This window comes from Actinoplanes regularis (assembly GCF_900188005.1).
Classification (GTDB): Bacteria; Actinomycetota; Actinomycetes; order Mycobacteriales; family Micromonosporaceae; genus Actinoplanes; species Actinoplanes regularis.
On record NZ_FZNR01000001.1, the window covers coordinates 131,259 to 145,015 of the forward strand.

Below are 13,757 nucleotides of genomic sequence, written 5' to 3' on the forward strand. Positions count from 1 at the left end.
GTTTCACTCCTGGAAGATCGGCTTCGCTCCGCTGAATCGGCGTGGGTCGAAGAGGTCGATCGGGTGCGCGGTCGCGCCGGTCGTCGCCAGATCCGCGACCACCTCACCGATCACCGGGACGAACTTGAACCCGTGCCCGGAGAACCCGCAGGCCACGGTCACCGCAGCGTGCTCGGGATGCCGACTGATCACGAAGTGCTCGTCCGGAGTGGTGCTGTACATGCACGGCTCGCCGCGCAGATGCTCACCGGGCAGGTCCGGCAGCACCCGGCCGGCCGCCGCGGCCATCTCCGCGATCTCGGCCGGATGCACCGCGGTGTCCAGGGTGTCCGGGGTGGTGGGCGTGCCCCGCCGGAAGAAGGCGATCTTGGCGCCACCGGCCGAGCCGTCGATCGCCGGGAAGCCGTAGACCTGGGAGCCGTCGGTGTCGTACTCCCAGATGTAGATCGGGTGCCGCTCCGGCAGCCAGGCGTCCACCCCGCCGCGCGGCCGGAACCAGTGCTGCACCTGCCGCTCGATCGCGAACGGCACGCCCAGGTCGGCGAGCAGCTCCGGAGCCCACGGGCCGGGCGTGATCACCAGCTGGCCGGCGGTGTAGGTGGCGACGTCGGTGATCACCCGGACCCCGTCGCCGGCCGGCTCCCACGCCCGCATCGGCTCCTGGAAGCGCAGCTCGGCGTCGTGCCGGGCGGCGAGCTCCAGCTGCGCCAGAACGGTCCGCTCGGGACGGACGAAACCGGCCTTGGCCTCGAAGAGCGCCACCTCGTCCGGGCACGGCGCCATGGTCGGGAACCGGCGGCGCAGCTCGGCGGCGTCGAGCATCTCGTGCTCCAGCCCCCACCGCTCGGCGCTGGCCCGCGCCCCGGCCACCGTCCGGCTCTCCGGCCGGCCGGCCATCACCCCGCCGGTCAGGGTGATCACATCGCGGCCCGAGTCCGTGGCGAGCCGGTCGAACAGCTCGTAGGAGCGCAGCAGCAGCGGGACGTACTCCTGGCCCTCGAAGTACGACTGCCGGATGATCCGCGAGCCGCCGTGGCTCGCCCCGCGGTCGTGGCCCGGCCCGTACTTCTCCAGGCCGAGCACCCGGTGGCCGCGGGCGGCCAGTTGGTGGACGGTGGCACTGCCCATGCCCCCGAGTCCGACAACGATCACATCGAAGGCGGGCATGCTCAGCTCCTCAACCGCTGGTGTTCGGGATCGAACAGTGGCTCCGTCGCCACCGTGGCGGACAGCCTCCGGTCGAAGTATCCGATTTCCAGCTCCGTGCCGGGAACAGTCAGAGCGGCCGGTAACCAGGCGTACGCGATCGGCGCGCCGATCGTGTGCCCGAACGCCGCGCTGGTCACATGGCCGACCGGGGCCCCGTCGGCGTAGACGGGCTCCCGGCCCATCGGCACCGCCCCGGCGTCCGCGAGCACCAGGCAGGTCAGTCGCCGGTCCGGTGCCGGACCGGTGGCCAGGCCCGCCTGGTACAGGTCGTCCTCGCTGGTCATGTCGATGCCCCAGGCCCGATAGCCCTTCTCCAGGCGCAGGCTGGTGAAGGCGGCGCGACCGGCCGCGATCACCCCGTGCTCCTGACCCGCGGCCCAGAGCGTGTCCCAGAGCCGCAGGCCGTGGTCGGCCCGGGCGTAGATCTCCCAGCCGAGCTCGCCGACGTACGAGAGCCGGAGCATGGTCACCGGGACCGTACCGAGGTGACCCTCGCGGCACTGGAAGTAGCGGAACGCGCCCGGGGAGACGTCGATGTCGGTCAGCGGGGCGACCACGTCCCGGGCCCGTGGGCCCCACAGGCCGATCCCGCAGGTGCCGCCGGTCACGTCCCGGATCTCGACGCCGGCCGGGGCACGCCGCAGCAGCCAGTCCAGGTCGAGCGGTCCGTTGGCGCCGACCTGGAAGCGGTTCTCGGCGAGGCGGGCGACGGTGATGTCGCTGCGGATCCCCCCGGCCGGGTCGAGCAGCGTCGTGTAGACCACGCCGCCCACCTTGCGGTCCACGTCTCCGCTGGTCAGCTCCTGGAGGAAGGAGACCGGGCCGGTGACCTCAAGGCGGGTGAGCGGGGTCATGTCGTACATCGCGACGCGCTCGCGGGTGATCCGGGCCTCGGTCTCGGCGATCGGGGACCAGTGCCGGGACGACCATTCGTCGCGGGCGCGCGGCGCGGGTGGGGGCGGGTTGGCGGCGTACCAGAGCGGGCGTTCCCACCCGGTCGCCGCCGCCTCGCCGAAGACCGCGCCGAGCTCGGTCTGCCGGGCGTGGAACGGGCTGACCCGCAGGTTCCGCACCGACGGCGGGTCCAGCGGGTGGACGATGTCGTAGACCTCGGCGAAGCTACGGATCGCCCTCTCGAATACGTAGGCCGGGGCCAGCTGTGCCGGGTCGAACCGGTTGAGGTCGCATTCGTGCAGGTCGAGTGAGGATCGTCCGGTGACCATCCACTCGGCGACGGCACGAGCCGCGCCGGCCGAGTGGGTCACCCAGATCGCCTCGGCGGTCCAGAAGCCGGACAGCTCACGGGCCTCGCCGAGCAGCGGGAAGCCGTCGGCGGTGAACGAGAAGACGCCGTTGAAGCCGTCGACGATCCGTTTCGGACCGAGCGCCGGCAGCAGGTCGACGGCGGCGTCCCAGGACTCCGAGAAAGTGTCGGGGGTGAACGGCATCATCGAGGGGTGCTCGCCGCCGGGCAGGTCGGCGAGCTCGACGGGCATGGGTTCGTGCAGGTAGGAGCCGATGCCCACGGCTTCGCCGTGGGCCCGGAAATAGAGGTCACGATCCTGGTGACGGAGGATGGGGAGGTCGTCGTGGGCGCCGACCCCATCGGTACGGACATACTGGTGCGCCATCGGAAGCAGCGGGATCGTGACTCCGGCGAGTTCGCCGATCCGCGGTCCCCAGAAACCCGCGCAGCTGACCACGATGTCGCAGGGGTACGTCTCATCGACGGTCCGCACCCCTGCGACCTTCCCACCGGCGCTCCGGATCTCGACCACTTCCGCGTCCGCGATGAACCGGGCGCCCCGGGCCGTCGCCCGCCTGGCCTGTGCCTCGCAGGCGGCCACCGCCGACGCCAGCCCGTCACCGGGCACGTGCAGCCCACCGAGCACCCGGTCGGAGTCCAGCAACGGAAACAGCGTGGCGGTGGCCGCCGGGTCCAGCACGGCCGAGGGGATCCCCCACGACTGTCCGAAGCCGAACCGCCGGTGCAGCTCGGCCAGCCGCGCCGGCGTCGTCGCCACCTCCAGGCTTCCGACCTGCCGGAAACACTCCAGCTCCAGGTACTTCTCCACGGTGTACCGCGCCATCCGCGCCATGGTCCGCGACGGGTTCGTCTGGAAGACCAGTCCGGGGGCGTGCGAGCTGGACCCGCCGGTGACGAAGAGCGGGCCCCGCTCCAGCACGGTGACGCCGGTCCAGCCGCGTGCGGTCAGCTCGTCCGCGAGGGCGCAGCCGACGATGCCGGCCCCGATGATCACGACCCGCGGTCCGGGCATCGGTCAGCTCCCCGCCGGGATCCAGGGCTTCCAGGTGGACTCGTGCTCCTTCACCCACTTCTCGGCCGCCTGATCGGCGCTCATCCCCTGGTTGGTGAGGTAGTCCGAGACCAGGTTCTGGTCGTCGTTGGTCCAGGTGAAATTCTTGATCAGGCCGTACGCCGCGCCGCCCGTGTCGGCGAACTTCTTGCTGACGATCTTGTCCAGCTTGTAGTCGGGGTAGTCGCAGGCGACCTTCTTCGGGTCGGCGTCACAACCCGCGCTGTACGCCGGCAGCTTCACCCGGGCGTACTTCTCCTTGGCGAACAGCCACTGCGGCTCGTAGAAGTAGAAGAGCAGCGGCTTCTTCTGCGCCGTGGCCTGCTGGGCCGCCTTGATCAGCGCCGCCTCGCTGCCGGAGTAGACCACCTTGTAGTTCAGCTTCAGGTTGCCGACCAGCGCCTCGTCGTTGGTGACGTAGGACGGGTCGCCGTCCAGCAGCTGCCCCTTGCCGCCCGACTCGGAGGTCTTGAAGAGGTCGGCGTACTTGTTGAGGTTGTTCCAGTCGGTGATGTCCGGGTGCTCGTCGGCCAGCCACTGCGGGACGTACCAGCCGATCACCCCGGTGTTGCCGGTCGGCCCGGCCTCCACCGCGACCTTCTTCTCCTCGATGTAGGTCTTCTTCAGGTCGTCGTGGCCCCAGTTCTCCACGATCGCGTCCACCTCGCCGGTCTCGAAGCCCTGCCAGGAGATCTCCTCCTTCAGGTTCTTCTTCTCCACGGTGTACCCGAGCTGGTGCTCCAGCAGGTAGGCGAGGACGTCGGCGTTCGCCTCGTACCCGACCCACGGGTTGATCGCCAGTTTGACGGTGCCCTTGCTCCCGGCGCTGGGCTTGTTGTCCCCCGCGTCCGACTTGGCGCCGCCGCAACCGGCGAGCAGGAGCGTGACGACCATAGCAATGGACAGTTGTCGATTTTTCATCAAGAAGGACCCTTCGCGCGGTGGAAACCTTGAGTGAGGCGGTCCAGCAGGACGCCGAGCAGAACGATCGCGAGGCCGGCGGCCAGTCCCCGGCCGAAGTCCTCGCGCTGGGAGAACCCGGCGACCACGTCATAACCGAGCGCGCCGGCACCGACCAGGCCACCGACCACGACCATGGCGAGGACCATGACGATCCCCTGGTTCGCGGCGAGCAGCAGGCCACCCCGGGCCATCGGCAGCTGCACCTTCCAGAGCAGCTGGCGCGGGGTCGATCCGGCGGAGAGCGCGGCTTCGACGACGGTGGCCGGCACGTCCCGGATCCCGCGTTCGACCAGCCGGACCACCGGGGGGACGGCGTAGATGACGGCGGCCACGATCGCGGTGAACCGGCTGGCACCGAAGAGCGCCACGGCCGGCAGCAGGTAGACGAAGGACGGCATGGTCTGCGCGGCGTCCAGCACCGGCCGCGTGATCGCGGCGAGCCGGTCGTGGCGGGCGCTGAGCACCCCGGCGGCAATCCCGAGCAGCATCGTCAGCGCGGTCGCGACCAGCACCGTCGCCAGGGTCTGCATCGAGTGCTGATAGAGCCCCAGCGCGGACAGCCCAGCCGCGGCGGCTCCGGCGATCAGCGCGGCGCGCCAGCCCGCGACCAGCAGCCCGAACCCGAGCACCGCCAGCGTGAACAGCCACCACGGGGTGGTCACCAGCAGGTTCTCCAGCGGGTTCAGCAGCACCGTGCTGATCGTGTTCTTCAGCCCCTCGGTGCTGTCGTACCAGTGCAGCTCGACCCAGGAGGTCAGGTCGTTGACCGGCTTCGCGAAGGAGATCCGCGGCAGGCCGTCCGGGATCGGCAGGACGGCGATCACGGCGGCTGCGGCCAGCACCGGCACGGCGATCCGCCAGTCGCGGCGCCGCCGCCGGGCCGCGGCCGTGGTGACCCGGTCCAGCACGATCGCCATGATCACGATGGCCAGCCCGGCGTCGAACGCGGCGCCGACGTTCACCCGCTCCAGCGCCCGCAGGATGTTGACCCCCAGGCCGGGCGCGTCGATCAGCGCGGTCACCACCACCATGGAGAGCGCCATCATGATCGTCTGGTTGACCGCGAGGACCAGGGTCGGGCGGGCCATCGGCAACCGGACCTTGGTGAGCAGCTGGCGGCGGGTCGAGCCCAGGGCGGTGGCCGCCTCGACCGCGCTCGGAGCCACCCCGGCGATGCCGAGCTCGGTGATCCGGATGGTGACCGGCACCGCGTAGATCAGCGTGGCGACCACCGCGGCCGGCGAGCCGATCAGGAAGAGCAGGGTCATCGGCGCCAGATAGGCGAAGGTCGGCAGGATCTGCATGACGTCGAGCAGCGGGCGCAGGGCCGCGCCGACCCAGCGCACCCGGGCGGCCAGGATGCCGAGCGGCACGCCGATCAGCACCGAGAGCAGCACCGCGGTCAAGGTCAGCGCGAGCGTGTCGACGCTCTCCGGCCAGAGACCGAGCAGGCCGAAACCGAGGAGACCGGCGACGGCGAGCAACGCCGTGCGCCAGCCACCGAGGACGAAGGCGATCGCGCCGGCGATCGCGACCAGGCCGGCGAGGCCGAGCCCCGCCAGGGCCGCCCGGACCACGTCGACCAGCAGGCGGACCCCCAGGCGCAGGTAGTTCACGCCGTACAGGAAGACCGGGTGGGTGTCGCGGTTCGCGTCCACCCAGTCGCGGACGTCGCCGAGGAACCGGAACGCCGCCGCGTCCGGGGCGTCCGCGGCCGCCGTCGTGTGAAAGACCAGATACGCGACCACGGTCGCGACGATCAGGATCCCGCTTACGGTACGTCCGGTCGCTCGCCTTCGCGGGCTCTCCGGCTCGGCCACGTCGGACGTCGGTCTGGTGAGGACAGCGGTCATGCTGTGCCCTCCTTGGCATGCCCTTCCGGCCCTCGCCTGCAGCGTTGTCGTTCAGCGCGACGTAGGTGCCGCTCGGTGCAGGCGGTCATGCTGTGCCCTCCTTGGCATGCCCTTCTGGCCCTCGCCTGCAGCGTTGTCGTTCAGCGCGACGTGGGTGCCGCTCGGTGCAGGCGGTCATGCCGGGACCTGGCGGCGATGGCCCAGCAGGGCCGGCAGGAGCTGCTCGGCGTCGACCACCCCGACCCGTTCACCACCGTCGACCACGGCGATCGGCCGTTCGGCGCGCAGTACCCGGGCCACCGCGTCACGGATCACGGTCCCCGACGGCAGGGGCGTGTCCTCGCACTCCTCGCCGTCCACGGCCGGACGCATGATCCACCGCACGGTGAGCACATCGGCACGCGGCACGTCCCGGACGAAATCCGCCACGTACCCGTCGGCCGGCGCCCCGACCAGCTCCTCCGGCGTGCCGACCTGCACCAGCTCGCCGTCGCGCAGCACCGCGATCCGGTCGCCCAGGGTCAACGCCTCGGCCAGGTCGTGCGTGATGAAGACCAGGGTCTTGCCGACCTCGGCGTGCAGCCGCCGCACCTCGGCCTGCATGTCCCGGCGGATCAACGGGTCCAGGGCGCTGAACGGCTCGTCGAAGAGCAGCACCGCCGGGTCCGTGGCCAGCGCCCGGGCCAGGCCGACCCGCTGCTGCATGCCGCCGGAGAGCTCCTCGGGCAACTGCTGCTCGTGCCCGGTCAGCCCGACCAGCTCCAGCACCTCGGCGGCCCGCCGCCGGCGCTCGGCGCGGCCCACCCCCTGGATCTCCAGGCCGTACCCGGCGTTGTCCAGCACCGATCGGTGCGGCAGCAGGCCGAAGTGCTGGAACACCATGGCCACCCGGTGCCGGCGCAGCTCGCGCAGCCGCTTGGCGGACATCTCGCGGACCGCCTCGCCGTCGATCTCGATCTCGCCGCTGGTCGGCTCGATCAGCCGGGTCAGACAGCGGACCAGGGTGGACTTGCCGCTGCCGGAGAGGCCCATCACCACGAAGACCTCATTGCGGGCCACCTCGAAGCTGACGTCCCGGACAGCGGCGAGGCAGCCGGTCCGCGCCCGCAACTCGGCCCGGGACAGGTCGGCCAGCGGCGTTCCGACGACACGTTCCGGACGGGGGCCGAACACCTTCCACAGCTGCCGCACCGCGATCGTCGGGGTCACCGGGTCACCTCCGCCGGATCAGGTCGGCGGCCCGCTCGCCGATCATCAGCACCAGCACCATCGGATTGACCGTGGGCATGGTGGGGAAGATCGAGGCGTCCGCGACGCGTACGTTCTCGAAACCGCGCAGGCGCAGGTCCGGGCCGACCACCGCGCCCGGGTCGTCGGCGGCGCCCATCCGGCAGGTTCCGGCCGGGTGGTAGACGGTGTGGTGCACGGCCCGCCCGTACGCGGAAAGCTCCTCGGTCGTGCGGAGCAGCGGGCCGGGGGCGATCTCGCGGGCGATCCACGACGCGAACGGCTCGGTGGCGGCCACCTGGCGAGCCAGCCGCAGGCCGTCCACGATGGTCTGCTCGTCGTAACCGTCCGGGTCGGTGAAGTAGCGGAAGTCCAGCAGCGGCTTGGTCACCGGATCAGAATCGGCCAGCGTCAGCCGGCCGACGCTGCACGGGCGGGGCACGTTCGGGGTCATCCCGAAGCCGTGCGCCGGCACGTCGTAACCGAGTCGCGCGGTGTTGACCGTGAACGGGATCTGGTACAGGTGGAACATCAGGTCCGGGCGGCTGTCGGACGGGTCACGCCGGATGAAGAGCCCGGCGTCGGCGTCCATCACCGACATCGGCGGAAGCGGCCGGCTCGCCTCCCAGAGGATCAGCGACTCCGGGTGGTCCAGCAGGTTCTCACCGACCCCGGGCAGGTCGAGGCGGACCGGGAGGCCGAGCCGTTTCAGGTCGCCGGCCGGGCCGATCCCGGAGAGCAGCAGCAGTCGCGGGGTGTCCACGGCGCCGGCGCAGAGGACGTATTCGTGCCGGGCCCGGACCAGCCGGTCGCCATCGGCCGTCCGGACCGTCACGCCACGCTCCGGATCCAGGTGATACGCCCAGGTCTCGGTCATGATCGTGAGATTCGGCCGGTCCAGGTGCGGGTGCAGGTAGGCGACCGAGGCCGAGGACCGGATCCCGGTCTCCGGGTGGTACCCGACCGGTAGGAAGCCGGCCCCGTCGCTGAACGGCGCGGCGTTGAAGTCGTCGTACACCGGCACGCCGAGCGCGGTGTGACAGGCGGCCACGAAGTCGGCGGCGAGCGGATTGCGGTCCTTCTCCGCGACCCGCGTGATGTTGATGGCCAGCCTCTTCCAGTACGGCAGCATCTCCTCGGCCGACCAGCCGGTCGCGCCGGCCGCCACCCAGTCGGCGAAATCCGCCGCGGGCGGCAGGAGACTGATCATGGTGTTGTGCGAGGAACAGCCGCCGAGCACCCGGGCCCGGGAGTGCCGAATCCGCGAGTTGCCGCGCGGTTGGGGAACGGTCGGATAGTCGTAGTCGAATTCGGTCTCCAGCAGGCTCAACCAGTTCCGGAGCAGGAGAACCCGCTGGTCCCCGACATCGGACGGGCCGCCCTCCAGCACGCAGACCGAGAGGCTCGGGTCCGCCGAAAGCCGCGACGCCACCACCGAACCGGCCGTGCCACCGCCGACGATCACCACGTCGTACTCGATGGTTTCCAGTTCCGTCACCCCTCGCCGCGCCGTCGACCAATGATCAACATAACAATGTCGGCGGTCAATGGGGTTCGGTTTCTTTTACGCCTGTGCAACAACCCTGGCATACCGCCACTGTCGATCATGGACGCCGCCTCCGCCCTCCCGCGCGGCGGCCGGCCCCGGGCGGACCTCCATCGGCGGGCGGTGACATCGCCCGGCGCCGCCCGCCGCCGCACGGCACTATTCCTCCAGGCCGCCGAACCATTCCCGAAATGCATCCCCCAAGGTGGCCGGGAACTGCACGCGCGGAGGATCGCCGGGACCCGAAAAAGTTGGCAGACTTCTCGGCGGGAGCCCGGACCGGCCGGGCCCGGTCGTGTCGAGGCGTTGCGGGACGTTTACTCTGCGCGTGGGCTGTGGTTGAGTTAGGCCAGGTCAGCGAAGTTTCCCGTGATCGCGTTGAACTCTCGGCATCATCCGTTCGGTGGATGTCCGGGGTTCACGACCCCTCCCATATTTTTTCTTTAAGTTTTGGTCGCGAGATCCTTAATTCTCGTTCGGGAATTGCTTTCTGTGAGAGGTGCTCCTAACGTCTGGGCGTCGGCGCCACGTAATGGCGAACGCCACACTCGAAAGGCACGTCATGGGAAGCTCGGGTCACCGTCGTACCGGTCTTGCGGCCGCCGGGTCGGGACGCGGTCGACTGCTGGCCGTCGGGGCCGTGGTCGTCGCCGTCGGAGGCGCGATCGGGTTCGCCCAGTTGTCGCACGCCGACGAACAGCCGCAGACCAAAGCCGCCAGCGAGAGCGGGCGCGGCAAGGTCGTCAACGGGCAGACGATCCTCACCGACACCTGCATCGACAGCAACCTGCTGGCGCACGACGGCTTCCAGAAGGGCGACCGCTGCGTCTCCACCGAGTTCGGTGAGGTGGCCTCGGCGGCGAACGACGCGTCCCTGCTGATCACCCAGGCGCCCCGGGTGGTGGCGCCCAACACGCCGTTCACGCTCCAGGTCAGCACCCGGAACCTGATCCGCGACCGCTTCCTGGCTGCCGGCCAGGGTGGGTACTACGTGGAGTCCAGCGTTCTGCAGAACGGGATCGTCCGCGGACACTTCCACACCGCGTGCCGGATGCTCGCCAGCACCAACACGGCGCCGGACCCGCAGCCGGTGCCGGCTTTCTTCGTGGCCACCGAGGACAAGAAGGGCGGGCGGACGCCCGACTTCGTGACCATCCAGGTGCCGGGCCTGCCGACCGAGGGCACGGCGCAGTGCGCGTCGTGGGCCGGTGACGGTTCGCACCGTACGCCGATGATGGAGCGCGCCAACCAGACGCCGGCGATCGACGCCGTGCGGATCACCGTTCGCGCCGGCGCCGGTGGCGGCAACAACAACGGTGGCAACAACAACGGTGGCAACCAGGGTGGCGGCAACCAGAACAACGGCGGCAACCAGAACAACAACACCGGTGGGAACAACAACACCGGGGGCAACAACAACACCGGGAACAACACGAACACCGGGACCGCGACGCCCAAGGCGACGGCCACCACCAAGGCCACGGTGAAGGCGACCGTCAAGCCGGAGAGCACCAAGAACACCACTGGGAACGACTCCGACGAGGAGACCCAGGCCACCACGAAGACCACCGTCAAGCCGACCGCGAAGGCGACGACCAAGGCGACGGTCAAGCCGACCACGACGAAGTCCACCACCTCGTCGAACTCCGGCTCCTCCTCGGACGACTCCTCCTCGGACTCGGACGACACGGCCGCTCCGGCTGAGACCAAGAACCCGGAGCCGCAGTCGACCGAGAGCGAGAACGTCGGCGCGGCGTCCGACTACGGCGTCGACGTCGGCGCGCCGGACGAGGCCGCTCCGGCCAGCACCTCCGGTCAGCAGCTCGCCGAGCCGCCGGCCACCGACAATGGTGGGCCGTTCTCGCTGGTGAGCGCGCACCCGGCCTGGTTCGGAGGCGGTGCGGTGCTGGTCCTGCTGGCGATCATCGGGTTCGCCTTCTCCCGGTCCCGGCCGCAGCGCTACTGATCCCGCACGCTCAGGCGGCGCCTCGGCGCCACTGATCAAACGCACGGGCGGTGCCCATGGCGTACGCGAAACCTCCTCCGCGTCGTCCGGCACCGCCCGCGTCGCGTTCCAAACCGATCGATTTCGACCCGGCACCGCCCGCGTCGCGTACCAAACCGATCGATTTCGACCCGGCACCGCCCGCATCATGTCCCGAATCGATCAGCCTCAGCCAGGCACCGCCCGCAGCACATCGGTCGATGGAATGCTCGGGAACATTTGTCGCCATCTGGTCCGAGAAGGCGAAGATTGCACACCGGGGGCGGTTGACAGCCCGGAATAAGGGTAGCCTTACTTGCCGGAGATCCGTCCACCGGCAGTGAGGTGCAGACATGGCGAACAGACCGGCGCGGCCCGCCCACGAAGGCGTGGTCACCCGGGTGGAGCAGCTCACCCCGCACATGGTGCGGGTGGTGGTCGGTGGCGAGGCGATTGCCCGGATCGACGCGGGCCGCTTCACCGACCACTACATCAAGGTGATCTTCCCGCCGGTCGGCGTCGAGTACCCGGAGCCCTTCGACATGGGCACGATCCGGGAGACCATGCCGCACGAGACCTGGCCGGTGGTGCGGACCTACACGGTGCGCAAGTGGCTGCCGGAGATCTCGGAGATGTGGGTCGACTTCGTGGTGCACGGCGACGCCGGCATCGCGGGGCCGTGGGCGGCGCGGGCCAAGCCGGGCGACACGTTCCGGTTCATGGGCCCCGGCGGGGCATACTCGCCCAGCCCGGAAGCCGACTGGCACCTGCTCGCCGGGGACGAGAGCGCGCTGCCGGCGATCGGCGCCGCCCTCGCCGGGATGCCGGAGGGTGCGCTGGTCCGGGCGTTCATCGAGGTCGAGGGGCCGGACGAGGAGCAGAAGCTGGAGACCCCTGGCGACACCGAGATCGTCTGGCTGCACCGGGGCGCCCGTCCCGTCGGCCAGGCGCTCGTCGCGGCGGTCCGGGCGGCGGAGTTCCCGTCCGGGCGGGTTCACGCGTTCGTGCACGGCGAGGCCGGGTCCGTCAAGGATCTGCGCGGACATCTGCGGCTCGATCGTGGGCTGACCATGGATCAGCTGTCGATCTCCGGGTATTGGCGCTGCGGCCTGAACGAGGACGGCTGGCAGTCCAGCAAGCGCGAGTGGAACGAGCAGGTCGAGCGGGAGCAGCAGAGCGCGGCCTCCCCTGCCTGAGGCCGCCCCGTCGATCACCCCGGTGGATCTACTGACTTCGTAACTGATGTAACGACCGAGGCCGAGATCGGGCATATCCCGATTTCGGCTTCTTCGCAGGTTACGGGCGTGCGGCCACGGCGCACCCTCGGTTCGCGGATGTGCGGTGGCCGGACGATGATGGTGCCGTGGCAGTACTGGAAGAACAATTGACCCGCCCGCGTCGTGGGCGGGTCTTCACGCTCGTCGCCCTGCTGCTGGCCGCGGTCAACCTCCGGCTCGCGGTGACCAGCGTCGGGCCGGTGCTCACCGAGATCCGCAGCGGTCTTCACATGAGCGCGACCGTCGCCGGCCTGCTCACCTCCGTACCGGTGGTGTGTTTCGCCTCGATCGGCTTGCTGGCGCCGCGCCTCGCCCGGCGCCTCGGTGCCGGGCGCGTGATCGCCGTCGGTCTGACGCTGCTCACCGCCGGGCTGGCGGTCCGGCCCTACGCACCCGGTCCGGTGCTGTTCCTGCTGCTCAGTGGGGTCGCGCTCGGCGGCATCGCACTGGTCAACGTGCTGCTCCCGTCGATCGTCAAAGATCACTTCCCGGACCAGGTCGGCACGGTCACCGGGCTCTACACGGTCGCACTGAACCTGGGCGCCACCACGGCGGCCGCGGCGACCGTGCCACTGACCGACGGGTTCGGGGACTGGCGGCTGGGCCTGGCCTGCTGGGCGCTCGCGGCGCTGGTCGCGCTGCCGCCGTGGCTGTTGCTGGCCCGCGAGCGGACCGAGACGAATCAGCCGGAGACGAGTGCGCCGCCGGTCCGGGTCATCCGGCAGCCGATCGCCTGGGCGCTCGCCGTCTACTTCGGGATGCAGTCGACCTCGGCGTACGTGATCATCGGCTGGTTGCCGCAGATCTACCGGGACGCGGGGCTCTCGGCGGGGCTCGCGGGGGTGCTCTTCGCGACGACGTCGCTGCTCGGCGTACCGCTGGGGATGGGGCTCTCGGCGCTTGCCGGGCGGGTGCGCTCGCAGAGCGGCATCGCGGTCACTCTCGGCATTTTCGGAATTGCCGGTTATTTCGGTTTATGGGTTGATCCGGCCGCCGCGCCGTGGTTGTGGGCCGTCCTGCTGGGCATCGTGAACACCGCCTTCCCACTGGTTCTCACGATGATCGCGCTCCGCGGCCGGAATCCCGCGACGGTAGTCAGACTGTCCGCCTTCGCCCAGGGCGTCGGTTACCTGATCGCCATCCCGGGGCCGATTCTGATCGGCCTCCTGCACGACGTCACCGACGGCTGGAAAGCACCGCTGGCGGTCATGATCGGCCTGATGGTCCCGCAGATCATCGCCGGCTTCTTCGCCGGCCGCGACCGCCAGATCTAAACCACCCACACACTCGAGCTGGCCCGACCACCCGCAGACCATCACCGGCTCCTTCACCGGACACGACCGCCAGATCTAAAACCCCAACAACCACCCACACCCGAAC

General features: G+C 70.2%; 8 protein-coding genes and 1 pseudogene. 3 read left to right on the forward strand and 6 right to left on the reverse strand.

What is annotated here, in order from left to right; translation table 11 throughout:
* Positions 1 to 3: 3 nt before the first annotated feature.
* From solA to CHC09_RS00605, 6 genes are all read right to left on the reverse strand, one after another.
* On the reverse strand, positions 4 to 1,167 hold the full coding sequence (gene solA / locus CHC09_RS00580; protein WP_089290951.1) for an N-methyl-L-tryptophan oxidase: 1,164 nt from the start codon (positions 1,165 to 1,167) through the stop codon (positions 4 to 6).
* A gap of 2 nt (positions 1,168 to 1,169) precedes the next feature.
* Positions 1,170 to 3,488, reverse strand: a complete 2,319-nt coding sequence (locus CHC09_RS00585) for a GcvT family protein (protein ID WP_089290952.1) — start codon at positions 3,486 to 3,488, stop codon at positions 1,170 to 1,172.
* Positions 3,489 to 3,491: 3 nt separating this feature from the next.
* Positions 3,492 to 4,448 (reverse strand): ABC transporter substrate-binding protein, encoded by a 957-nt coding sequence (locus tag CHC09_RS00590; protein WP_089290953.1) that lies wholly within the window; start codon positions 4,446 to 4,448, stop codon positions 3,492 to 3,494.
* The gene (locus CHC09_RS00595) at positions 4,448 to 6,343 is read right to left on the reverse strand and encodes an ABC transporter permease (RefSeq protein WP_089290954.1); all 1,896 of its coding nucleotides are present in this window, start codon (positions 6,341 to 6,343) and stop codon (positions 4,448 to 4,450) included. Before CHC09_RS00595 ends, CHC09_RS00590 begins: the two co-directional genes overlap by 1 nt.
* A gap of 174 nt (positions 6,344 to 6,517) precedes the next feature.
* Entirely contained in the window at positions 6,518 to 7,552 is a 1,035-nt protein-coding gene (locus CHC09_RS00600) for a quaternary amine ABC transporter ATP-binding protein (protein ID WP_089290955.1), read from the reverse strand.
* A gap of 4 nt (positions 7,553 to 7,556) precedes the next feature.
* Positions 7,557 to 9,068, reverse strand: a complete 1,512-nt coding sequence (locus CHC09_RS00605) for a GMC family oxidoreductase (RefSeq protein ID WP_239138116.1) — start codon at positions 9,066 to 9,068, stop codon at positions 7,557 to 7,559.
* A gap of 796 nt (positions 9,069 to 9,864) precedes the next feature.
* On the opposite strand from CHC09_RS00605, the pseudogene CHC09_RS47330 reads away from it, so the two are divergent.
* The 3 genes and pseudogenes from CHC09_RS47330 to CHC09_RS00620 form a co-directional block, all read left to right on the forward strand.
* Positions 9,865 to 10,404, forward strand: a pseudogene (locus CHC09_RS47330) (hypothetical protein); the annotation flags it as partial.
* A 1,049-nt stretch (positions 10,405 to 11,453) separates the two neighbouring features.
* A complete protein-coding gene (locus CHC09_RS00615) occupies positions 11,454 to 12,296 on the forward strand; it encodes a siderophore-interacting protein (protein ID WP_089290957.1) in 843 nt (280 codons plus the stop codon).
* A gap of 167 nt (positions 12,297 to 12,463) precedes the next feature.
* Positions 12,464 to 13,651 (forward strand): CynX/NimT family MFS transporter, encoded by a 1,188-nt coding sequence (locus CHC09_RS00620; RefSeq protein WP_089290958.1) that lies wholly within the window; start codon positions 12,464 to 12,466, stop codon positions 13,649 to 13,651.
* The last annotated feature ends 106 nt before the right edge of the window (positions 13,652 to 13,757 follow it).

What these genes read in the sequence shown, in the direction of transcription:
- CHC09_RS00595 (WP_089290954.1), bottom strand. Translation starts at nt 6,343, where the DNA reads ATGACCGCTGTCCTCACCAGACCGACGTCCGACGTGGCCGAGCCGGAG.
- CHC09_RS00615 (WP_089290957.1), top strand. Translation starts at nt 11,454, where the DNA reads ATGGCGAACAGACCGGCGCGGCCCGCCCACGAAGGCGTGGTCACCCGG.
- CHC09_RS00590 (WP_089290953.1), bottom strand. Translation starts at nt 4,448, where the DNA reads ATGAAAAATCGACAACTGTCCATTGCTATGGTCGTCACGCTCCTGCTC.
- CHC09_RS00585 (WP_089290952.1), bottom strand. Translation starts at nt 3,488, where the DNA reads ATGCCCGGACCGCGGGTCGTGATCATCGGGGCCGGCATCGTCGGCTGC.
- solA (WP_089290951.1), bottom strand. Translation starts at nt 1,167, where the DNA reads ATGCCCGCCTTCGATGTGATCGTTGTCGGACTCGGGGGCATGGGCAGT.